This is a genomic window from Rahnella sp. PCH160, assembly GCF_047784855.1.
Lineage (GTDB): Bacteria > Pseudomonadota > Gammaproteobacteria > Enterobacterales > Enterobacteriaceae > Rahnella.
This window is the reverse complement of sequence record NZ_JBLOGT010000001.1, coordinates 2,603,895-2,627,733: the sequence shown is the minus strand read 5'-3', so window position 1 is coordinate 2,627,733 and position 23,839 is coordinate 2,603,895. Positions and strand designations below refer to the sequence as shown.

Below are 23,839 nucleotides of genomic sequence, written 5' to 3'. Positions count from 1 at the left end.
CGGCGTCTAAAACCCTGGCAAGAAAATGAGCGGGTTGTGAAGTTTATATTCTCAGATTAGAAAGATACCCACTCAGATAGCGTGGATATTACTTATTAAGGGTTAGTAAACTTTGTCTGCTATCAAAAAAGGCCCGGTTGACCCAGACGAAATACGGGTTATTTAACGCAGCGCACGATTTTATCCATAAAAAAAGCGCCCTGAGGCGCTTTTTCGCTATATCATTCAGTACATAACGGGGTTAGCCGATATATTCTAAACCGCCCATGTAAGGACGTAATACTTCCGGCACTTCAATGCGGCCATCGGCTTGCTGGTAGTTTTCCAGCACAGCCACCAGCGTACGACCGACTGCCAGACCCGAACCGTTCAGGGTATGAACGAGACGTGGTTTTTTGTCGGTTTTGTTGCGGAAGCGAGCCTGCATACGACGCGCCTGGAAATCCCACATGTTTGAACATGAGGAGATTTCGCGGTAAGTGTCCTGCGCGGGCAGCCACACTTCCAGATCGTAAGTTTTGCTTGAACCGAAGCCCATGTCGCCGGTACACAGCAACATTTTACGGTAGGGCAGATTCAGTAACTGAAGCACTTTTTCCGCATGACCGGTCAGTTCTTCCAGCGCCTGCATGGAATCTTCCGGACGAACAATCTGAACCATTTCGACTTTATCGAACTGGTGCATACGGATCAGGCCACGGGTATCACGACCATAAGAACCGGCTTCTGAACGGAAGCACGGCGTATGGGCGGTCATTTTCAGTGGCAGAGATTCTTCTTCCAGAATTTCGTCACGAACCAGGTTCGTCAGCGGCACTTCTGCGGTTGGGATCAGTGCATAGTTGCTGCTGCCGGCTTCTTCATCCAGAGGCTTGGTGTGGAACAGGTCTTCGCCAAATTTCGGCAACTGGCCTGTACCGTACAGCGTCTCGTGGTTAACAAGATACGGCACGTAGGCTTCCAGATAACCGTGTTGCTCGGTGTGCAGATCCAGCATGAACTGGGACAGCGCGCGGTGCATGCGGGCGATTTGACCTTTCATGACCACAAAACGAGCGCCGGTCAGTTTCACTGCGGCAGCGAAATCCAGACCGCCTGCCATTTCACCCAGCGATACGTGATCACGGACGGCGAAATCGTACTGGCGCGGCGTGCCCCAGCGGCTGACTTCCTGGTTATCGTTCTCATCTTTACCGGCAGGTACGGAATCATCTGGCAGGTTTGGAATAGCGGAAGCGATATCACGGATATCGTTCTGCAATGCATCCAGCTCAGCTTTCGCAGCGTCCAGCTTCTCACCCAGCGTATTCACTTCCAGACGCAGGGGTTCGATGTCTTCGCCACGGGCTTTTGCCTGACCGATAGATTTCGATCGTGCGTTACGTTCAGCCTGGAGAGTTTCCGTTTCTACCTGCAAGACTTTGCGGCGCTCTTCCTGAGAACGCAGCTTTTCCACATCGAGTTTAAAACCTCTGCGAGCGAGTTTTTCTGCAACTGCGTCTAGCTCATTACGCAGCAGATTGGGATCCAGCATGCTAATCCTGTACGTGTCGTTATTGAATGTTAATTTGACGATGCACGCCGCCTGAAACAACAGCGTGTCAAAGAGTTATCACCGGTAACCTTACCGCAACGATAAAATTAGCGGTAGCGTTTTGTCGGGCTATTTTGATCTTGTTCAGCGAGCCATGCCAGCTTTTCACCGATCTTGCCTTCAAGCCCGCGTGAAGTCGGGTAATAATACTGCGTGCGGGCCATTTCTGGCGGGAAATAATCTTCCCCGGCGGCGTAAGCATTAGGCTCGTCATGTGCATAACGGTATTCCGCGCCCAGCCCCATCTCTTTCATTAGCTTGGTCGGTGCATTACGCAGATGTTCCGGCACATCATAATCAGCCATTTCACGCGCATCGCGCATCGCCGATTTGAAAGCGGTATAGACTGCGTTACTTTTCGGCGCGCACGCCAGATAAACAATCGCCTGCGCAATCGCGCGCTCACCTTCTGCCGGTCCAACGCGGGTAAAGCAATCCCAGGCGGAAATAGCCACCTGCATACCGCGCGGATCGGCATTGCCCACGTCTTCAGAAGCAATAGCCAGTAGGCGTCGCGCGACATACAGCGGATCACCGCCAGCCGTAATAATGCGGGCGTACCAGTAAAGCGCCGCATCCGGCGAAGAACCGCGCACAGATTTATGTAACGCAGAAATCAGATCGTAAAAACGGTCACCCTTGTTATCGAAACGCGCGCTGCGCTCACCGGCAATCTCGGTCAGCAGTTCCGGCGTCAGCGTGCGATAGCCTTTGGCGTCAATCTCCGCCATATCCGCCATCATCTCGATACTGTTCAGCGCACGACGTGCGTCACCATTAACCAGCTCAGAAAGCATGCGCCGTGTTTCCGGCGGGACACGAATTTTTTCGTTGGCATAACCGCGCTCAGCGTTCGTCAGCGCCTGATCGATAACTTTTTCGATATCTTCAGCCGTCAGCGATTTAAGGAGATACACACGGGCGCGCGATAATAAGGCGGAATTGAGTTCAAAAGACGGGTTTTCTGTCGTCGCACCGATAAACGTAATCGTACCGTCTTCGATATGCGGCAGAAAGGCATCCTGCTGACTTTTGTTGAAGCGGTGGACTTCGTCAACAAACAGAATGGTTCGACGCCCGGCATCGCGGTTTTGCCGGGCACGTTCGATAGCCTCACGGATATCTTTCACCCCTGAGGTGACAGCTGAAATGCGCTCAACATCGGCATTTGCATAGCGGCCAATGAGTTCTGCCAGCGTCGTTTTCCCGGTTCCCGGCGGCCCCCACAAAATCATCGAATGCAACTGACCCGCCTCAATCGCCCGCGGCAAAGGTTTACCCGGCGCGAGAAGATGCTGCTGACCCACGTATTCTGCAAGTGTTACTGGCCGCATTCTGGCGGCCAGTGGCTGGAATTCATTCTGGGAAAAATCGAGTGACAGATTACTCAAGCTTACCTCACTGACGCTGGTCGTCCACCGTCACACCTTTCGGCGGAGTAAATTTAAACTTCGCGTCATCAACGGACGCGTTTTGCTCACCCTTCAGGGTATAAGCGCTCTTTTGGCCATCCTGCTCAACCGCAGTAAAGCTTTTGATGGTGCCTGTTGGCGTAACGGTGATAGCAAATTCCTTCAGATTTCCGGTAGACGCTTTTGGCGTCAGCTTGAAGTCATCGCCCTGCTGTTTCACGTTATATTTCGACCAGTCACTGCTGTCGTTACGGGTAATCAGCATAAACGGCGTGTTGCCGGTGGCATTTTTCAGCCAGGTTGCTGTCACTTGCTCTACAAACGGGTTGTAGAACCAAAGTGTTTTGCCATCGGAAACCAGAATACTTTCATCCGGTGTCGTCATATGCCAGTTGAACAGGTTTGGACGTTTAACCCACAGTTCGCCTTCGCCCTGCTGAACGGCTGAACCATCATCGCTGGTGACCGTCTGGGTGAAGCTGGCGTGGAAAGTATTCAGTTTACCCAGTCGGGATTTGAGATCACTGCTGGCATCTGCCAAAACGGAAGCGGAGGTAAATGCAGTCAGTAAACACCCTACCAATAACAATTTTTTCATTCTTATAGTTACCTCAAAAATCCTTAAACTTCAGACGATGCCTTTCACAAAGACAAAAGACGTATGGTGCGAACTCTATCCGAGCCAACGCCCCGGTGATAGCTCAATCATCTGAAAAGCCGTCATTTTACGCATCTTTGCACAAGGGCCGCATTCGCGACCCTTCTTAACAAAAACCCGTTAAACCCAAATATTTTATTCGTGTGATGGCGGAGCCAGTACTTCACGGTTACCGTTATGGCCCGGCGCACTGACAATGCCCTGCGCTTCCATCTGTTCAACGATTCGCGCCGCACGGTTATAACCGATACGGAACTGACGCTGAACGCCTGAAATTGACGCACGGCGCTTGTCGACGACGAACGCAACGGCCTGATCAAACAGGGCATCGAGTTCTTCATCCCCGTCCAGCCCCAGACCTCCGCCTTCGCCATCGTCGCCACCGGAAACAATGTTTTCGATGTATTTGGGACGACCGCGCGCTTTCCAGTCCTGAACCACAGCATGAACTTCCTGATCACGGACAAATGCGCCGTGAACACGAACCGGAATCGACGAGTTGGGTGCCATATAAAGCATGTCGCCCATACCCAGCAGAGATTCTGCGCCGCCCTGATCAAGGATGGTGCGGGAGTCAATTTTGCTCGACACCGTGAAGGCAATACGCGTCGGGATGTTCGCCTTGATAAGACCGGTAATAACGTCGACGGAAGGACGCTGCGTTGCCAGCACCAGATGGATACCGGCCGCACGGGCTTTCTGTGCCAGACGCGCAATCAGTTCTTCCACTTTTTTACCGACGGTCATCATCAGGTCTGCAAATTCGTCGACCAACACCACGATAAACGGTTCTTTTTGCAGGTACGGCGGTTCTGCAGCCATACCGTCGCCCGGTTTCCAGAAAGGATCCGGAATCGGCCTGCCCATTGCTTCAGCTTCAAGAATACGTTCGTTGTAACCCGCCAGATTACGTACACCCAGCGCGGACATCAGTTTATAGCGACGTTCCATTTCACCGACACACCAGCGCAGCGCATTGGCCGCATCTTTCATGTCGGTAACCACTTCAGTCAGCAAATGCGGAATCCCTTCATACACGGATAACTCGAGCATTTTCGGGTCAATCATGATGAAACGCACATCTTCCGGTGTGGATTTGTAGAGCATGCTAAGGATCATGGCGTTAACACCCACAGACTTACCGGAACCGGTAGTACCGGCCACCAGCAAGTGCGGCATTTTCGCCAGATCGGCAATCACCGGCTCGCCTGAAATATCTTTACCCAGCACAATGGTCAGTGGAGACGTACTTTCTTTGAATTTCGCGCAGTCCAGCACTTCACGCAGATACACGGTCTGGCGCTTTTTATTCGGCAATTCCAGACCGACGTAAGGCTTGCCGGGGATCACTTCCACGACACGCACGGCGACGGCGGACAATGAACGCGCAAGGTCACGCGACAAGTTCGAAATACGCGCCGCTTTCACGCCCGGTGCCAGATCCAGTTCGAAACGGGTGATAACCGGCCCAGGCAACTTCCCGACGACGTCCGCTTTGATGCGGTAATCATTCAGGCGCGCTTCAATCAGATTCCCCATCTGCTCGAGTGCAAACTCGTCAACAGGTTCAGCTTCAGCCGGTGGCGACGTCAGCAAATCCAGAGACGGCAACGGCGTGGTTGGCTTGACCAGCGGCTGCTCATTGCGCATCAGGAACGGATGGATCAGGCTTTCCATATCCGGCTGAGGCGACGGAGATGACTGACGTGGCGCTTCATATTCCTGCGCATGTTGCACAGGCTCTGAAGTAGCCTGACGCTGATAAGGCGCTTGCTGTGCAAAGGTAGTGGGCTGCGGTTCTTCCTCTGCCTGAGCGGACAACGTGAATAATGGTTCTGACGGTGTGTCATCGACCAGATCCGCCATTGGCGAGAAGCTGAACGCATCGTGCTGGCTCAGTTTCATCGCAGCCGCAGCAAAATCATCCGCAACGGTGTTTGCAGCATCCGGTGGCAGATTCTGGGAGTGATGGTGCTGAACCACGCCACTTTGCGGTTCGACGTCCTGCTCATAACGGGCATTTTCACGCGCAGCAAAAGCATTACGTAGTTCTGCTTCCTGCAATGCCGCTTCGTCGTCAGGTGCAACTTCAGTGACTGAATCACCGTAGCGTTCCTGCTGTTGAGCAGCAAAAGCTTCCTGTAACACCGCTTCCTGCCGGGCTTGCTCATCGGCCTGAGCCAGTGGATCGTTATGCCAGTCAGGTTGATCGACATTTTTTTGCGCGGCCGCCTGTGCATGTTCCTGCTGTTCGGCCATGCGCTGCGACGGCAATTTAATGCCGTAAGAAGCCAGTTCGCGGCGCGTAGGGATACGCACCGGATTTGGACGCGGCAGTTCCGGTCCAAAACCTTTTTTCATCTGAGGATTTTCATCACTCACGGCGCTGAACGCTGGCATAAATGTATTGCCGACAGACGTTGCCGCAGACTGCCCTGCCTGCGCCAGGCCGGTAGCCAGCGCTGCGGTGGCCGCGACGCTGGCAATCTGGGCGGCATCAGGTGCTGCTGAGCTGAAATCAAACGGAGAGCGCGAGTGCTCAACCGCAGTCTGCCAGTTGCCCATGCTCGGGCCATCGTCATCGCGGCGCTGAACCGGTGCCGGAGAAGGTGACTGCTGTACCGGTTGCGGGTGACGCGGCACCGGTGTTTCTTCCGGAATTTCGAAATTATATAACGGCGGAGCGGCAGACTGAGGCGCTTGTGGTGGCGGAGCGATGTCTGCCACTGGCGGTTCTGCGGCGTAAGGGTTCACCGTTTCTGCCGCTGCAACCGGTTCGGGTGCAACCACAGGCGTAACCTGAGGCGCTTGCCCTGCCGGGTCTGTCACGGAAGGCGCAGAGAAAAGAACGTCATCTTCATCGACCTCAGAAGCGGCAGCAGTAGCAGGCACAGCGGCCGCTGTAGCAGCAACGGCGGCGGGCACCACTTTCGCTGCCGGCTTTTCATCGTTTTCTTCCAGTAACGCATCGTCCTGCTCGTCGTAATCATAATCATCATCACGACGTGAACGGTTTGTCACAATATTGGTCACGCCAAGAATAGCGCCGCCGATTTTTTCGGCGATCGTCAGCCATGACCAGCCGGTGAACAGCGTCAGCCCGGCAGCCCAGACGCAAAGCAGAACCAGCGTCGCCCCGACGTTATTGAAGTACGGTGTCATCGCCGTGCTTAGCAAACTGCCGATCACACCGCCCGAAGCGAAGTAGTAGAGGTCATCCACGTTGACGGATGCCAGACCACAAGACGTGACGATCAGCGCCAGCGTACCAATGAGACGCAGCGACAGAGCAAAATAATCGACGAAATCCTGATTATCGCGCTGACGGAAAGCCGCCCAGCAAAGACACAGGATAATAGGGGGGATCGCGTAACCAAATACGCCAAAGATGAAGAACAGCGTGTCGGCCATCCAGGCACCCACACCACCGCCCCAGTTATGAATAGGCCCATGCCACGCGGTCTGCGACCAGCTTGGATCAGAGGGGTTAAAACTCACCAGTGCTGCCATCAAGTAAGCAGCAAAAATCGCGACCACAACCAGCAAAGCCTCCAGAATGCGGCGGCCATTGCTCAGTTTTTTCAAGGTAACGTCTTTATCTTCTGTATATTCCTGGCTCAAGAAAGGCTCTCCAGGTTCCTGTGAACTGAGAAAAAGCAACAGCGCCGAGAGTTGACCCCGGCGCCATAGCTGTATAGATACACAGGAGTGTAGCTAAAAATGCAAGGTTTTGCACCTGAACAATTACCGGGTCTTAATGACCAGGCGATTTGTCTGCTTCACTTCTTCCATTACCACATAGGTACGGGTGTCGTTAACACCCGGCAGACGAAGCAAAGTCTCACCTAACAACTTACGGTAAGCCGACATATCAGGTACGCGGGTTTTCAACAGGTAGTCGAAATCCCCAGAAACCAGATGACACTCCTGAATATCTTCGAGTTTTTGCACTGCCGCATTGAACTGTTCAAACACATCTGGCGCGCCACGGTTGAGAGTGATCTCAACAAATACCAGCAACGAAGCATCCAGATAATGCGGGTTGAGCAGTGCGGTATAACCATTAATGAAGCCCTGACGTTCCAGACGACGAACGCGCTCCAGACATGGCGTTGGAGATAATCCCACACGTTTGGAAAGCTCGACGTTTGAAATCCGGCCATCCTTTTGCAGTTCGTTGAGGATGTTACGGTCAATACGGTCGAGATCTTTTCCCGGACGTTTTTTGTTGTCTACCATTATTATTGTCTCTCTGCTGTCCTTCCCTGTACCTGCCATACCCCAGCCAACTTCAATGTCTAAGGGTTGTCCCAAGCGAAGACCCGATTGTTAAGGTTTACGCATCCAAAAGCTGTGTTGATCCCCTGTCAAAAGGAACACGGCCATACAAGCGGATACTCAAAAGAAATAACCTTGCGAAATTAATAGGTTGTAAACAGCCAACCTGATTCACTAAACCCTGCTGTAACCAAAAGCCAAAAAGCAAGACCAGAACGGATCCGGTAGCAGCCAATCGCATAATTTCAAGTCACAGACAGGCAGTTAATTTCTTCTTACCCTGATGTTTTCGCAAATGCACAGCGGATTGTCAAAGTAAAAGAAGCAAAATCAGAAGAACGTGCCAGATTGAAAAGCCAGCGCCCCCTTTTTAGCTGTGTTTTATCTTTGAACAATAACAATTCAGTTCACACCTTATTTCTGTCAAATCCACATAAACTGCCGTGATTTGTATCCAAAAGGCCGCGTACTGGTAAACAACACACCAACGCGTTAATACTTTTACGCTGGTTTTTTACCCTACCCATCAAACAGTTACCGACGGCAAAATCCTTTCTACGCGGGTTGAGCAGTAAAAACTATCAGACAAATCGTTAACAACATCTGAGTTTACTTTTTTTAACGCGCTATTTTCCCTACAATCGGTTTATCGCTAGTCGCCATCGCGGAGATGAATTACGCATGAGTACGGTTAAACACAGTAAATTATTGATTCTGGGCTCCGGCCCGGCGGGTTATACCGCTGCGGTTTATGCAGCACGCGCTAACCTGAACCCGGTTTTAATCACCGGTGTGGAAAAAGGCGGTCAGCTAACCACTACCACGGAAGTGGAAAACTGGCCGGGTGATCCGGAAGGTCTGACAGGTCCGGGGTTAATGGAACGCATGCACGAGCACGCGACCAAATTTAATACCGAAATCATTTTTGACCACATCAACAACGTTGATTTGCAGAACCGTCCGTTCCGCCTGACCGGTGACAGCGGCGAATACACCTGTGACGCGCTGATTATCGCCACCGGCGCATCCGCACGTTATATTGGCCTGCCTTCTGAAGAAGCGTTTAAAGGGCGTGGCGTTTCTGCCTGTGCCACCTGCGACGGTTTCTTCTATCGTAATCAGAAAGTTGCGGTTGTCGGCGGCGGCAACACGGCGGTGGAAGAAGCCCTTTATCTGGCAAACATCGCCTCTGAAGTTCACCTCATCCACCGTCGTGACAATTTCCGCGCCGAAAAAATCCTGGTTGATCGCCTGAACGCTAAAGTGGCCAGCGGCAACATCATTCTGCACACGCACAAAACGCTGAACGAAGTGGTTGGCGATCAGATGGGCGTGACCGGCGCGAGTCTGCTTGATGTCCGCACTGATGAAAAAACGCAGGTTGACGTCGCGGGCGTGTTCATTGCTATCGGCCACAGCCCGAACACCGGCATTTTCGAAGGTCAGCTGGAACTGAAAGATGGCTACATCAAAGTGCAGTCGGGTTCACATGGCAACGCCACGCAGACCAGCATTCCGGGCGTTTTCGCCGCAGGCGACGTGATGGACCACATCTATCGTCAGGCGATTACCTCTGCGGGAACCGGTTGTATGGCGGCACTCGACGCCGAGCGTTATCTGGACGGTTTATCGCAAGCGTCAGATTTATAATTCACGCTGCTGAACTTTCTCTCAAATTACCCTAAATAATTCGGATTGCAGTAAGGCGGCAAGTAAACGAATCCCCGGCAGCATAGATAACGATATGACCGGGGTGAGTGAGCGAAGCCAACACATCTGCAATCTGAAGAATGACGGGTAAAGGCGGCTTAATTGCCGCCTTCTTGTTTTCAGTACTAACTCAAGCATGTAACATGAGCGGCCTCCCACCCGGATTGCTGCGCAGACTGATGCCTGATGAATAAAACACGACAACAAGAACTTATCCGCTGGTTAAAACAACAAAGCTCACGCGCAAAAGGCTGGATCCGTCTGTCCATGATGCTGGGTTTGTTATCTGGTTTACTGATCCTCGCACAGGCCTGGCTGATGGCAGGACTTTTACACGGTCTGATCATCGAACATGCGCCGCGTGAAACCCTTTTAAAAAGCTTCCTGCTGATGGCCCTGACTTTCATTCTGCGCGCCGTCGTGACCTGGCTGCGTGAACAGGTGGGTTTCATCTGCGGACGGATAATTCGTCATGAAATGCGCAAACTGGTTCTGGATCGTCTGGAAAAATTAGGCCCCGCGTGGATCCAGGGCAAACCGGCCGGTAGCTGGGCCAGCATCATTCTTGAACAAATCGAAGATATGCAGGATTACTATGCCCGCTACCTTCCGCAAATAGCGCTGGCAGGGATTATTCCCCTGCTGATACTGGTGAGCGTGTTCCCGATTAACTGGGCCGCCGGATTAATTCTGCTGTTCACCGCCCCGCTGATCCCGCTGTTTATGGCGCTGGTCGGCATGGGTGCTGCGGATGCAAACCGCCGTAACTTTGTCGCGCTGGCGCGTCTGAGCGGTAATTTCCTCGACAGCCTGCGCGGTCTGGATACCCTGCGCCTTTTCAACCGTGGCAACGCCGAAGTGGAGAAAATCAAACGCTCCACTGAAAACTTCCGCGCACGAACGATGGACGTTTTACGTCTGGCCTTTTTATCCTCCGCCGTGCTGGAGTTTTTTGCGTCGATATCCATCGCCGTGGTCGCCGTTTATTTTGGTTTCTCTTATCTTGGCGAGCTGAATTTTGGCAGCTACGGCACACCAGTGACGCTTTTCGCCGGTTTCCTCGTGCTCATCCTCGCCCCTGAATTCTTCCAGCCGCTGCGTGATTTAGGCGCGTTCTATCACGCCAAAGCGCAGGCAGTCGGTGCGGCAGAAAGCCTGCTGACGTTCCTGAGCGCCGAAGAAGCGGAGATGGGTGATGGCGACAAGATCTGGCCACAAGGTCAGAACGTTTCACTTGAGGCGTGTGACCTGCTTGTTCAGTCACCGCAGGGGAAAACGCTGGCGGGTCCGCTGACGTTTACCGTTCCGGCCGGACAACGTATTGCGATTGTCGGTCTGAGCGGCGCGGGCAAAAGCTCCCTGCTCAATGCGATCCTCGGTTTCCTGCCCTACCAGGGTTCCCTGAACGCCAGCGGCATAGAGCTGAAAACGTTACGTAATGATGAATGGCGTAAACAACTTAGCTGGGTCGGCCAAAATCCACATCTGCCGGAACAAACTCTTCGCGCAAATATTGTTCTGAATCAGCCGGATATTAGCGAAGCGCAGTTGCAAAGCGCCATTGACCGGGCGTATGTGAATGAATTTCTGCCGCTGCTGCCTGAGGGGCTGGAAACTGAGCTGGGCGACAGCGCGGCGCGACTTTCTGTGGGTCAGGCACAACGTGTTGCCGTCGCACGCGCCCTGCTTTCTCCCTGCCAGTTATTACTGCTCGATGAACCGACGGCTAGCCTTGACGCGCACAGTGAAAAACGCGTCATGAGTGCTTTAAACGGGGCGTCTAAATCGCAGACCGCATTACTGGTCACGCATCAGCTGGAAGACACGCGCGACTACGACGAAATCTGGGTCATGGATAAAGGACAAATCGCCGAGCGCGGCACATTCACGCAGTTGGTTGCTCAGGGCGGGCTGTTCGCCAGTCTGTTATCTCAGCGCAGTAAGGAGCTGTAATCATGAGAATTCTTCTGCCTTATCTCGCGTTATATCGCCGCCACGGGTTCCGCCTGTCGCTGGGTGTCATTCTTGCGATTGTCACGTTGATGGCCAGCATCGGGCTGCTGACGCTCTCCGGCTGGTTTCTGGCGGCATCTGCCGTTGCCGGTCTGGCCGGGCTTTACACGTTTAACTACATGCTGCCTGCGGCGGGTGTGCGCGGTGCGGCCATTGCCCGGACAGCGGGACGCTACGCCGAACGGCTGGTCAGCCATGATGCGACCTTCCGCGTGCTGGCTCACCTTCGCGTATTCACATTCACTAAAATCATGCCCCTGACGCCGGGCGGTATTGCGCGTTTTCGTCAGGGGGATCTGCTCAACCGCCTCGTTGCCGACGTTGATACGCTGGATCACCTTTATCTGCGCGTCATATCGCCGCTCCTCAGTGCGCTGGTGGTGATTGTTCTGGTAACTTTCGGGCTGAGTTTCCTCGATGTCACGCTGGCACTGATACTCGGTGCCATTATGCTGGCGCTGATGGTGCTTTTGCCGGTGATTTTCTACCGCGCCGGAAAACCTGCGGGACGCGAACTGACGGCGTTGCGCAGCGATTATCGTACGCAGCTGACTGCATGGTTGCAGGGGCAAGGCGAGCTGGTGGTTTTTGGCGCACAGTCGCAATTCCGCCAGCAACTGGATGATATTGAACGCCGCTGGATGTTGCGCCAGCAACAGCAGGCAAAGCTTACCGGTCTGTCGCAGGCGATGATTATTGCCGCCGCCGGGTTGACCGTCACGCTGATGTTGTGGCTGGCGGCGGGCGGGCTCAGTGCCTTCCCACAACCCGGCGCGCTGATTGCGCTGTTTGTCTTTACGCCGTTAGCGGCGTTTGAAGCGCTCGGGCCCGTTGCTGCGGCTTTCCAGCATCTCGGTCAGGTTATCGCGTCGGCACAGCGCGTAACCCAGATCATCAGCCAGCCTGCCGACGTGGCTTTTCCGCAGCAAGGCCCGTCAGCCGGTGTACAGATCAGCGTTTCGCTTAAAGACGTTAATTTCACCTATCCGGGCCAGCCGTTGCCGGTACTGAAAAATATCACTCTGGATATTCGCGCCGGTGAACATATCGCCCTGCTCGGCCAGACAGGTTGTGGTAAATCCACGCTCTTACAGTTGCTCACGCGTGGATGGAACATCAGCAGTGGTTCACTGATACTTAACGGCCATGACATCACGGAATACGATGAAACGACGTTGCGCCGGATGATCACTGTGGTCAGCCAGCGCGTACACGTATTCAATACCACGCTGCGTGATAACCTGCGGATGGCCTCACCGAAATGTTCAGATGAACAGATTACTGACGTACTGAAACAGGTTGATTTGCATGTACTTCTGGAAAACGAAGGGCTGAACGCGTGGCTGGGTGAAGGTGGCCGTCAGCTTTCCGGTGGCGAACAGCGTCGTTTAGGCCTCGCCCGCAGCCTATTGCACGATGCGCCGCTGTGGTTGCTCGACGAACCGACCGAAGGGCTGGACGCCGAGACGGAACAACATATTTTGGCACTGCTGCACAAGCATTGTCAGAATAAGACGCTACTCTTAGTGACGCACCGTCTCAACGGTCTGGAAACTCTCGACAGAATTTGTGTCATGGAAGAGGGTCAGATTGTGGAACAAGGTGATCATCAGACACTGGCCGCCGCACAGGGACGTTACGCACGCTTTCTGTCGCGAGGCTGATGTGAGGTTCCGGGTATTAGCGGCGGCCCGCAGGTCGCCGGATAAGGAGATCTATGCGGTTAGTTAAGCTTGAAGCCAATTCTGTTCATTTTCCGGATCCTGACACTGCCCTGGAGGAGCCGAACGGCCTGCTGGCTATCGGCGGCGATCTCACTGCGCCGCGCCTGCTTTCAGCTTATCAGCACGGGATTTTTCCCTGGTTCGAACCCGGCGAGATGATCCTCTGGTGGTCGCCCGACCCACGCGCCATTCTGGTTCCGGGAGAACGCCACGCCAGCCGCAGCCTGCAACGTTTTATGCGCAAAAAACCTTATCGCTATACGCTCAACCAGCGTTTTGAACAGGTGATCCACGCCTGCGCGCTGCAGCGTGAAGACGGCACCTGGATTGGCCCTCTGGTTCAGCGCGGTTATCAGGAATTGCATGAAGCAGGCCGCGCGCATTCAGTTGAGGTCTGGGAAGGTGACGAACTGGTGGGCGGTTTATACGGCGTATCCGTTGGCGGATTATTTTGCGGTGAGTCGATGTTTAGCCGCCGTGAAAATGCCTCCAAGTGCGCGTTGATGGTTTTTTGCCAACATTTTTCCCGCAATGGAGGAGAACTGATTGACTGTCAGGTGCTCAACCCTCACACTGCGTCGCTGGGTGCGAGAGAGATCCCCCGCCGCCAATTTTTGCAGCAGTTATCCGAACTTGCGCAACGTGCGTTAACACCGGATTGCTGGTTGCCACAAGACTTATCCCCACATGACGAAGACCTGCCGGTGTTCCCGAAGGATAGGGAATAGGTGCGGTCATGAACCATACTTCTTTACATAATGTGGGTTTTTCGGCATTATCTTGCCGGTTAAAAACTATGGTAGTTAGACCTAGAGGATTCGATGGCCAAAGAAGACAACATTGAAATGCAAGGCACCGTACTTGATACGCTGCCCAACACTATGTTCCGCGTAGAATTAGAAAACGGACACGTAGTTACCGCTCACATCTCCGGTAAAATGCGTAAGAACTACATCCGCATCCTGACGGGCGACAAAGTCACTGTAGAGCTGACCCCGTACGACCTGAGCAAAGGCCGCATTGTCTTCCGTAGCCGTTAATAAGCGGCTCACTCATCGCTGAGTTTCCGGCGATACCTGAGGATACCCTTTTCGCCCTTCCTGCTTTTGCAAGGGCGTTTTGTGGTATCCGCAATCCGGCATTTGTTTCATTAACCTTTCAGAAATCCCTCACTAATTCCTGCAATTAAATAAAGAATTTCGGAAAGAAAAAAGGCGATGTTTTCACATCGCCTTTTGTTTTTTTATCGCTGATGAAAATCAGTGCACCGCACCTTCCGGTTTTTTCTTCTGCGCACTCATGAAGTGATATGTCAGCTTGTCAGCCTCTTTATCCAGTGCCACAGAGACGGAACCGCCATCCACCAGTGAACCAAACAGCAGTTCGTTGGCGAGAGGTTTTTTCAGGTTTTCCTGAACGGTACGGGTCATCGGACGCGCGCCCATTGCACGGTCATAACCTTTCACCGTCAGCCAGTCGCGGGCTTCATCACTGACTTCCAGTGAGACACCTTTCGCATCCAGTTGCGCCTGCAACTCAACAATAAACTTATCAACAACCTGCTGGATAACATCCGTAGACAGATGGTTGAACCAGATTACGTTGTCCAGACGGTTACGGAATTCCGGCGTAAAGGTACGTTTGATCTCTTCCATGGCATCAGGGCTGTTATCCTGATGAACCAGACCAATCGATTTACGTTCCGTTTCACGCACACCGGCGTTGGTGGTCATCACCAGGATGATGTTACGGAAGTCCGCTTTACGACCGTTGTTGTCGGTCAGCGTCCCGTTGTCCATCACCTGCAACAGCAGATTGAAGACGTCCGGGTGGGCTTTCTCGATTTCATCGAGCAGCACCACGGCGTGAGGATGCTTAAGGACTGCATCCGTCAGCAAACCGCCCTGATCAAAACCTACATATCCCGGAGGCGCACCAATCAGACGACTGACCGTGTGGCGTTCCATGTATTCCGACATATCAAAGCGCAGCAGTTCGATATCCAGCGCTTTTGCCAGCTGAACCGTGACCTCTGTTTTACCGACACCCGTAGGCCCGGCGAAGAGGAATGAACCAACAGGCTTATGATCCTGACCCAAACCGGCGCGGCTCATTTTGATCGCTTCGGTCAGGGCTTCGATGGCAGGATCCTGCCCGAAGACTAACATCTTCAGGCGATCGCCCAGGTTCTTCAGCACATCGCGGTCTGTTGCCGAAACGGTTTTTTCCGGGATACGGGCAATACGTGCGACCACGCTTTCGATGTCGCTGACGTTAACGGTTTTCTTGCGTTTGCTGACCGGCATTAACCGGCTGCGTGCGCCCGCTTCGTCAATAACGTCGATGGCTTTGTCCGGCAGATGACGGTCATTGATGTATTTAACCGACAGCTCAACCGCTGCACGCACCGCTTTCGCCGTATAACGCACATCGTGATGCGCTTCGTATTTGGTTTTCAGGCCATTAATAATCTGAACGGTCTCTTCAACGGTGGGCTCAGTAATATCAATTTTCTGGAAACGACGCGCCAGAGCACGGTCTTTCTCGAAGATATTGCTGAATTCCTGATAGGTCGTTGAGCCGATCACTCTGATCTTGCCGCTCGACAGCAACGGTTTAATCAGGTTAGCCGCATCAACCTGGCCACCCGACGCCGCACCTGCACCGATGATCGTGTGGATTTCATCAATAAACAGAATACTGTTCTTATCCTGTTCGAGCTGTTTCAGCAGGGATTTGAAACGTTTTTCAAAATCACCGCGGTATTTGGTGCCCGCCAGCAGAGAACCGATATCCAGCGAATACAGGGTGCACTCGGCGATGACTTCCGGCACATCGCCCTGCTCAATTCTCCATGCCAGACCTTCAGCAATGGCGGTTTTACCGACACCAGACTCGCCCACCAGCAGCGGGTTGTTTTTACGGCGACGGCAGAGCACCTGAATAGCGCGCTCCAGTTCTTTCTCACGGCCAATCAGCGGATCAATGCCACCTACGCGCGCTAACTGGTTAAGATTAGTGGTGAAGTTCTCCATACGATCTTCCCCCGCCGACTGTTCTTCGTTAACTGGGTTTTCCGCATTGTTTTGCGCCTGGCCACCCGTTTCATCTTTACGGGTACCGTGCGAAATAAAGTTCACCACATCAAGGCGGCTGACATCATGTTTGCGCAGAAGGTAGGCGGCCTGTGATTCCTGTTCGCTGAAAATCGCGACCAGCACATTGGCGCCAGACACTTCGCTGCGACCGGAAGATTGAACGTGGAATACCGCACGTTGCAAAACGCGCTGGAAACTCAGCGTTGGCTGGGTATCACGTTCCTCTTCACTGGCAGGTAAGGTGGGTGTGGTTTGCTCGATGAAGGCTTCCAGTTCCTGGCGCAAGGCCACGAGATCTACTGTACAAGCTTCAAGCGCTTCACGGGCAGCAGGGTTGCTGAGCAACGCCAGCAACAGGTGCTCCACGGTCATAAACTCATGCCGGTGCTCACGGGCTCTAGCGAAAGCCATGTTGAGACTGAGTTCAAGTTCTTGATTGAGCATAGGCACCTCCCAAATAGATTGCCTTAATCAGGCTTTTTCCAGCGTACACAGCAACGGATGCTCGTTCTCCTTGGCGTACTCATTCACATGTGCGACTTTGGTTTCCGCGACTTCGGCGGTGTAAACACCGCAGATCGCTTTGCCTCTATAGTGCACCTGGAGCATCAGTTGCGTTGCACGTTCAATATCATAAGAAAAGAACTTTTGCAGAACGTCAATCACAAATTCCATTGGAGTGTAATCGTCGTTGTTTAATATAACTTTATACATAGATGGCGGTTTTACCTCATCCTTTTGTTTATTCGCCGTCAAATGTTCAAAGTTTAGCCAGTCTTGATTATTGCCCATTGCCTGTTCATCACCTGTGAAGATCGTATTGGAAGCCAAATACACCAACATGAACACTTTCTGCGGAGCCTCACGTTGTTATTCCGGTATTTTACCATCTCTGGCCTCACCTTGCCGCTGCACAAAATGTCTTCCCTGCGCCCGGCTTCGCTATCGATATTTTAACAAAATATGTCAATAGCGTTACCTGCCTCAAACTTTGGTTATCTGCTCCCTTAGGACAAATGCCCTTTCCTTGACGTCCAACTCTATTCCACTAGAGTGTAAATTCGTGAGCTGAACGGATCGAACAGATATTTTTCTGCTGCGTTCTGGCCTTCGTGCTCACTCAACTGGCTTTATCTATTTACTACCAGACTAGTCATGAGAGGGATGTAGCAGCATGCAGACGGGTACTGTTAAATGGTTCAATAATGCTAAAGGCTTTGGCTTCATTTGCCCGCAAAATGGCGGTGAAGACATCTTCGCTCACTACTCCACAATCCAGATGGAGGGTTACCGGACACTCAAGGCCGGACAGCCGGTCAATTTTGACGTTCATGAAGGCCCAAAGGGGAATCATGCCAGCCTCATTATCCCGGTGGAAAGCGAAGCGGTCGCCTGACCGGTTCAGTTCACAGACTCGAATCACGCTCAGCGTGAGGTTATTAACAAATCAAATTAACAAATCAAATGCCGGTCACTCACTGACTGGCATTTTTATTTATGGGGGAGAATGCTTCTGGCTTCAAGCCCCGAATGCAAAAAAAAGGTCATTTTTTAGACACCGATTGCTAAGACAGGACATAAAACAAATTAAGTCTAAACACAATCTCAACAAATCACGTTCAATTTCTCCATAATTTCCCCCGTTGCACACCTGTTTATTGTCCCCCTGTTGAAATAACGGCTACCGATATCCGGTTCACTTTGACAGGTAATTCCATGACCACTTTCAGCTACCCTTCCGCAGAAAAGGCTCCGCTTTCCGGCCTGCAGTTGATGACGGCATTACTCTCTTGCCGCACGGTACCGGGCCCGTCATGGAAATTACCGCGTTACCGGTTTAAATTTCTTTTCCGCGCGTTGATGCACCCGCGCCGGACATTCGGGATGCTGGATTATCTTGCCCGTCATCCGCAGCGTGATGAAATCCTGGCGGCGATGCCAAGCCTGCCGTGCAAACTGCACCGCGCTTATCAGGCGGCCAATATCACGCCGGAACAAGCCATGAAACGCATCACCGATCACTACGACATGATCGGCCATTGTCTGCCGGATGGGATTAATCACGGTTACCTGAGCAAAAAAAGTATGGCGATCGCCACACTGACCGGCAAAGAAGAGCAACATTACGCTATCACCTTTAACGCCATCGCCCGTCTGGATAAAGAAGGCGAAGCCACGCTGACCTTCCACAATACCGGAGGCGTTTCTATTGCCATCGTGACGTTCTCGTTTATTGAATATCAGGGAAAACCGACGCTGTTTATTGGCGCATTACAGGGGCCGAAGGCGAACGTAGATCATCAGGAAATTCAGCGGGCGACCAAAGCCTGCCACGGTTTATTTCCAAAACGTCTTGTGATTGAAGCACTGACAACTCTCGCGGATGTCACCGGCATGACGCAGATTGTGGCCGTCGGAAAACAGACGCACATCTATGAAAATCCGCGTTATAAAAAACGTAAAGGCAGGGTGTTTGCCGATTACGACAGCTTCTGGGAAACGATGGATGCCAGACAGGGCGAAGACGGATATTTCCATCTGCCCCGCCAGATTGCCCACCGGCCGCTGGAGGAAATCGCCAGCAAACGCCGCTCCGAATACCGCCGCCGTTATCAGTTGCTCGATGAACTGGAAAGCCAGATCCGCCAGACTTTCACCCGCGGACACGGCCATCCGGCCGTCCTGCAGGAAACAAGGGCAGCTTAATCCGCCCTGCCGCGCGCCAGCCAGGCAACGCGGGAAAACATTTGCCGCAGCAGCGGAGGAATCGACGCGGTTCCCCGCAGAGACGCCGCCATCGCCACATCGATGGCCAGATCGGGTTTTGAGCTGCGGTGAATCGCTTTATCAATAATTCTTCTCGGTGCCATCGGCACGTTCGCCGGTATCGCCGAATTTTTGCGATACACATCCTCAAAACCTTCGCGATACAGAAAATACTCAATGTCCTGTGCCGGTAAGGCCGTGAGCCGGTAACGCAGCGTATCGTCGTGAGCTTCCACGTTAGCAATCACCGTCGCTGCGTATTTGCGCCCGGCTTCGTCGCCGTCGACCAGCGCGTGCCATTCGATACCCATTTGCCGGGCAAAACGCAGCAACGGCTTCAGGCCGCACTGCGCAAACTCAATCACTTTGATGCCTTCAGACTCGAAATGGTAACCGCACTGGCGCGCCAGCTGATTGAGCAGCCACACTTCCGTTTCGCCTTCTACCAGCAACCAGCAGCGCGCGAATAACGACGAGGGCCGGTTAAAGCGGATATGGAAAGCTATGCGCCGGCTGTCTTCCATACTCAGCCCTTCCGGCCCGATGCCGTAAGCTGCGACGCGACCGGATTCGCGCACCAGCCGGCAAATCTGCTCGACCGGCACCAGAGAAAGTAGATCACCGGAATTGGTGGTGGTGATGCGCTGTAACGGCAACTGATCCAGCAATCCCCACGCAACCGACAGCATGATCGGATGCAGGCGGGTTTCGGGGTCTTCAATCAGCAGCAAAGGCCGTGCGTCCGGATGTAACACCACTGAACCTTTGGCCTGCAATAACGTGGAAAACATTCCCAGCAGCATCACCCGCATACTGCGGCTGTTTGGTTCGGCAATCATGCGGTTGATATTATCCAGCGATCGCCATGCCCTGCGGCTCTCGGCGCGGCCATGACGTTTTTGCTGCCACGGCGCACTGTTCGATGTGCCCTGCTCGGCAAAATAATGCTCCAGCAACTGCTGCATTGCCGACAACCCGCTGCGCAGTTCGCTGTTGGTGAGCGTTTGCGGATTATGCACCAGCCCGCGCGTCAGCTCGTCGAGCTGTTTCGCCAGTTCTTCGTTATTGACCGCCAGGCGCGGGGCCAGCGTTTCGCTGCGCAAACGCCGGATAAAGCGCGCATCGCGCAGGCGAAGCACCGGATTCAGGCGGATCAGTGCCTGCGCCAGCGGGTCTATCGTCGTCAGATTTAACATCTGGCCGTTGGATGACAGAAAACTGCGCAGCGTCATCACACTGCCGTCATCGTCCAGTTCCCCTTCCAGCCGGTAGTAAATACGGTTCAGCTTATCGGGACATTTTACCCACAGAGGGGATAGCGGATTAAATCGCGGTGACGTATGGTGCCCGGCCTGATTTTCACAAAACGTAAACACGACGTGCAGATACTGTGATTTAGATTCCTGTTCTCCGGCAGGAAAATAGAAATCCTCCTCTTTGAAACAGTAAAGTTTGGGTTCCGGCGAAAGCAGCAGTGTCAGGGCGTCCAGCAGGCTGGATTTACCCCAGGCATTTTCACCAATCAGTACCGTATTAGTCATGAAGGACTCGGCCTGCCCCTGATGCGCAAAGCCGGTAATTGAAGCGCCCCGCTGCGCGGGCTGGGTCAGTGTCAAAGACAGCCGGTTGATACCCCGAAAACCCACAATATCAATACGTTCCAGATACATCAGACGCCTCCTGTGCGCTCAGTGCTTGCCTGAGCATGGCGTTAAAAAAGGGTTCAGGTCAAGCCCGGAGAACACGCTCTGCGTGCCGAAGCTGCTTTACAGTCTGATTACTTTTCGTTAGCGTGTCGGGCGGCATTTTCTGTGTCCCGCTCCATTCATGGAACCTCACTTTTCAGGGATTTTTGCATTATGTATTCCGGGCTGTTAATTATTCTTTTGCCACTGATTGTCGGTTATCTCATTCCGCTCAAAAACCGGTCCCTGTTGCATCTGGTTAACCAACTACTGAGCTGGATGGTGTATGTCATTCTTTTCATTATGGGCATCAGTCTGGCTTTCCTCGACAATCTCAGTGAGAATTTATTGCTGATTTTCAAATATGCCGCCGTCTGTTTCCTGTGCATTTTCGTGATGAACTACGCCGCGCTGTGGCTGCTCGAACGCCGCCGTCCGTGGAAAACGCAGCATAAGCAGGAAACGCTGCCTTCACGCCTTCACATGGCGCTGGAATCCCTGAAGCTGTGCGGCGTTGTGATCGGCGGTTTTGTGCTCGGGCTGACGCAGTGGCACTGGCTGACCTTCGCCTCCCAGGCCAGTGAACTCGCCCTGTTATTCCTGCTGGCGCTGGTCGGTTTGCAACTGCGCAACAGCAGCATGACGCTGCGACAAATTATCCTGAACCGTCGCGGCATGATGGTGGCGATGGTGGTAGCATTCAGCGCGTTAATCGGAGGGGCGATTGCCGCATTACTGCTCGGCTTGCCGCTGAAAACCGGTCTGGCGCTGGCCTCGGGTTACGGCTGGTATTCCCTTTCCGGTATCGTTCTGACGGATTCATTCGGGCCGGTGATTGGCAGTGCGGCGTTCTTTAACGACCTGGCGCGTGAGCTTTGCGCCATCATGTTGATCCCGACGCTGGTGCGCAGCAGCCGTTCGACCGCACTCGGCCTGTGCGGCGCCACCTCCATGGACTTCACCCTGCCGGTTCTTCAACGCAGCGGCGGGCTGGATATGGTACCGCCGGCGGTGGTTCACGGTTTCGTGTTAAGCCTGATCGCCCCCGTGCTGATGGCCTTTTTCTCCGCATGACACCTGCCCTTCCCGCTGTTTTCTGACAGCGGGAACTCCCCTGCAAAAATTGCTTTAAATCAACTCAGCGTCACTTTGTCTCAAAAACTCCTTCATTTCTTTTCGCCCCGGTCTTAGGCTTGCATTAAAACAAGCATTTCAAATGCAACTTTAAAAAAGGACCGAATGATGTTTTGTGTGCAATGTGAACAAACAGTCCGTACCCCGGCGGGCAATGGCTGCGCTTATGCGCAGGGTATGTGCGGTAAAACGTCTGAAACGTCAGATTTACAGGACTTGCTGGTTGCCGTTTTGCAGGGCTTATCCGCCTGGGCTCTGGCGGCGCGCGGTTATGGTATTGTCGATGAAGACATTGACAGCTTCGCGCCACGGGCATTTTTCTCCACACTCACCAACGTTAACTTCGATTCCGACCGTATCGTCGGTTACGCGCGCGAAGCGATTATTCATCGTGAAGCGCTGGCGGTTCGCTGCCGTCTGATGGATCCGGAAATCACCGTCGATCACCCGCTGGCGGCGCTGGAACTGGTCAGCGATAACCTGAATGACCTGCAACAACAGGCGCAGCAATTTGCGCTTAACGGCGACAAAGCGCAGATCGGCGATGACATTCACGGGCTGCGCATGTTGTGCCTGTACGGCCTGAAAGGCGCAGCGGCTTATATGGAACACGCGCACGTTCTCGGCCAGTCGGATACCGCGATTTATGCCGAATATCACCGCCTGATGGCGTGGCTGGGCACGCAACCGTCCGACATGGGCGTACTGCTCGAAAACGCGATGGCGATCGGCAAAATGAACTTCGGCGTGATGGCGATTCTGGATAAAGGCGAAACAGACGCTTACGGCCATCCGCGCCCGACGTCCGTCAATGTGCGTCCGCTGGCAGGGAAAGCCATCCTGATTTCAGGGCATGATCTGAAAGATTTACAGATGCTGCTCGAACAGACCGCCGGCACCGGCATTAATATTTATACCCACGGCGAAATGCTGCCTGCGCACGGTTATCCGGAACTGAAAAAATTCCCGCATCTGGCCGGTAACTACGGCAGCGGCTGGCAGAATCAGCAGGTTGAGTTTGCCCGATTCCCCGGCCCGGTGGTGATGACCTCCAACTGCATTATTGACCCTAACGTCGGCAACTACGGCGACCGCATCTGGACCCGCAGCATTGTCGGCTGGCCGGGCGTACAGCATCTGGAAGGCGAAGATTTTGCGCCGGTGATCAGCCAGGCGCTGCAACTTTCCGGTTTCCCGTACAGTGAAATTGAACAGGAAATTACCGTCGGCTTTGGCCGTCAGACGCTGCTCAGCGCGGCCGATACTGTGATTGATTTAGTTGCCGCCAAAAAATTGCGTCATATCTTCCTGATCGGCGGGTGTGACGGCAGCCGCGGCGAGCGCAGCTACTTCACCGATCTGGCACGCAGCGTGCCACAGGATTGCGCGATCATGACGCTGGCCTGCGGGAAATACCGCTTCAACAAACTGGACTTCGGCAACATCGAAGGGCTGCCGCGCCTGCTGGACGTCGGCCAGTGCAACGATGCTTACGCCGCGATTATTCTGGCGGTCAATCTGGCCGAGAAACTCGGTTGTGGCGTGAATGATTTACCGCTGAGTCTGGTGCTTTCGTGGTTCGAGCAGAAAGCGATTGTGATCCTGCTGACGCTGTTGTCGCTGGGCGTGAAAAATATCGTCACCGGCCCGACGGCTCCGGCCTTCCTGACCGATAATCTGCTGGCGGTGCTCAACGAACAGTTCGGCCTGCGTTCGATTACGTCGGTTGAGCAGGATCTGAAAACCATGCTGGCGGAGTAAATCTGA

17 protein-coding genes are annotated in these 23,839 nt (G+C 53.5%); 9 read left to right on the top strand and 8 right to left on the bottom strand.

The window, feature by feature from the left end; all coding sequences use genetic code 11:
* Positions 1–241: 241 nt before the first annotated feature.
* The 5 genes from serS to lrp form a co-directional block, all read right to left on the bottom strand.
* Entirely contained in the window at positions 242–1,534 is a 1,293-nt protein-coding gene (serS, locus tag ACM5QY_RS12135; protein ID WP_195812807.1) for a serine--tRNA ligase, read from the bottom strand.
* Positions 1,535–1,641: 107 nt separating this feature from the next.
* Positions 1,642–2,985 carry a replication-associated recombination protein A gene (locus tag ACM5QY_RS12130; RefSeq protein WP_416120837.1) on the bottom strand — a complete coding sequence of 448 codons (1,344 nt, stop codon included), beginning with the start codon at positions 2,983–2,985 and terminating at the stop codon, positions 1,642–1,644.
* Between the two features lie 7 nt (positions 2,986–2,992).
* On the bottom strand, positions 2,993–3,604 hold the full coding sequence (gene lolA, locus ACM5QY_RS12125) for an outer membrane lipoprotein periplasmic chaperone LolA (RefSeq protein ID WP_416120836.1): 612 nt from the start codon (positions 3,602–3,604) through the stop codon (positions 2,993–2,995).
* Positions 3,605–3,799: 195 nt separating this feature from the next.
* Positions 3,800–7,285 (bottom strand): DNA translocase FtsK 4TM domain-containing protein, encoded by a 3,486-nt coding sequence (locus ACM5QY_RS12120; RefSeq protein WP_416120835.1) that lies wholly within the window; start codon positions 7,283–7,285, stop codon positions 3,800–3,802.
* A gap of 123 nt (positions 7,286–7,408) precedes the next feature.
* Positions 7,409–7,903, bottom strand: coding sequence for a leucine-responsive transcriptional regulator Lrp (gene lrp / locus ACM5QY_RS12115; RefSeq protein WP_013574775.1), 495 nt, complete (start codon positions 7,901–7,903; stop codon positions 7,409–7,411).
* A gap of 720 nt (positions 7,904–8,623) precedes the next feature.
* Here lrp and trxB point away from each other — a divergent pair.
* The 5 genes from trxB to infA all read left to right on the top strand — a co-directional run bounded on the left by trxB (position 8,624) and on the right by infA (position 14,429).
* Complete coding sequence (gene trxB / locus ACM5QY_RS12110; RefSeq protein ID WP_416120834.1) at positions 8,624–9,592, top strand: thioredoxin-disulfide reductase; 969 nt, start codon at positions 8,624–8,626, stop codon at positions 9,590–9,592.
* A 246-nt stretch (positions 9,593–9,838) separates the two neighbouring features.
* Positions 9,839–11,605 (top strand): heme ABC transporter permease/ATP-binding protein CydD, encoded by a 1,767-nt coding sequence (gene cydD / locus ACM5QY_RS12105; RefSeq protein ID WP_416120833.1) that lies wholly within the window; start codon positions 9,839–9,841, stop codon positions 11,603–11,605.
* A gap of 2 nt (positions 11,606–11,607) precedes the next feature.
* Positions 11,608–13,329: a heme ABC transporter ATP-binding protein/permease CydC gene (gene cydC / locus ACM5QY_RS12100; protein WP_416120832.1), complete on the top strand. Its 1,722-nt coding sequence runs from the start codon at positions 11,608–11,610 to the stop codon at positions 13,327–13,329.
* A 53-nt stretch (positions 13,330–13,382) separates the two neighbouring features.
* Positions 13,383–14,117, top strand: a complete 735-nt coding sequence (gene aat / locus ACM5QY_RS12095) for a leucyl/phenylalanyl-tRNA--protein transferase (RefSeq protein WP_416120831.1) — start codon at positions 13,383–13,385, stop codon at positions 14,115–14,117.
* A 93-nt stretch (positions 14,118–14,210) separates the two neighbouring features.
* Positions 14,211–14,429, top strand: coding sequence for a translation initiation factor IF-1 (infA, locus tag ACM5QY_RS12090; protein WP_002211347.1), 219 nt, complete (start codon positions 14,211–14,213; stop codon positions 14,427–14,429).
* Positions 14,430–14,648: 219 nt separating this feature from the next.
* Here infA and clpA read toward each other — a convergent pair whose 3' ends face one another.
* Positions 14,649–16,931 (bottom strand): ATP-dependent Clp protease ATP-binding subunit ClpA, encoded by a 2,283-nt coding sequence (gene clpA, locus ACM5QY_RS12085; RefSeq protein ID WP_416120830.1) that lies wholly within the window; start codon positions 16,929–16,931, stop codon positions 14,649–14,651.
* Positions 16,932–16,958: 27 nt separating this feature from the next.
* Positions 16,959–17,279, bottom strand: a complete 321-nt coding sequence (clpS, locus tag ACM5QY_RS12080) for an ATP-dependent Clp protease adapter ClpS (protein ID WP_416122874.1) — start codon at positions 17,277–17,279, stop codon at positions 16,959–16,961.
* A 382-nt stretch (positions 17,280–17,661) separates the two neighbouring features.
* Between clpS and cspD the strand changes: the two genes are divergently transcribed.
* Both cspD and ACM5QY_RS12070 read left to right on the top strand, forming a co-directional pair.
* Positions 17,662–17,883 carry a cold shock-like protein CspD gene (gene cspD / locus ACM5QY_RS12075; RefSeq protein WP_416120829.1) on the top strand — a complete coding sequence of 74 codons (222 nt, stop codon included), beginning with the start codon at positions 17,662–17,664 and terminating at the stop codon, positions 17,881–17,883.
* 320 nt (positions 17,884–18,203) lie between these two features.
* Entirely contained in the window at positions 18,204–19,193 is a 990-nt protein-coding gene (locus ACM5QY_RS12070; RefSeq protein ID WP_416120828.1) for a VirK/YbjX family protein, read from the top strand.
* On the opposite strand, the gene ACM5QY_RS12065 is transcribed toward ACM5QY_RS12070, so the two are convergent.
* Positions 19,190–20,923: a DUF2813 domain-containing protein gene (locus ACM5QY_RS12065; protein ID WP_416120827.1), complete on the bottom strand. Its 1,734-nt coding sequence runs from the start codon at positions 20,921–20,923 to the stop codon at positions 19,190–19,192. The genes ACM5QY_RS12070 and ACM5QY_RS12065 overlap by 4 nt on opposite strands.
* 189 nt (positions 20,924–21,112) lie before the next feature.
* On the opposite strand from ACM5QY_RS12065, the gene ACM5QY_RS12060 reads away from it, so the two are divergent.
* Entirely contained in the window at positions 21,113–22,012 is a 900-nt protein-coding gene (locus tag ACM5QY_RS12060) for a LysO family transporter (protein WP_416120826.1), read from the top strand.
* Positions 22,013–22,180: 168 nt separating this feature from the next.
* A complete protein-coding gene (gene hcp, locus ACM5QY_RS12055) occupies positions 22,181–23,833 on the top strand; it encodes a hydroxylamine reductase (protein ID WP_416122873.1) in 1,653 nt (550 codons plus the stop codon).
* The last annotated feature ends 6 nt before the right edge of the window (positions 23,834–23,839 follow it).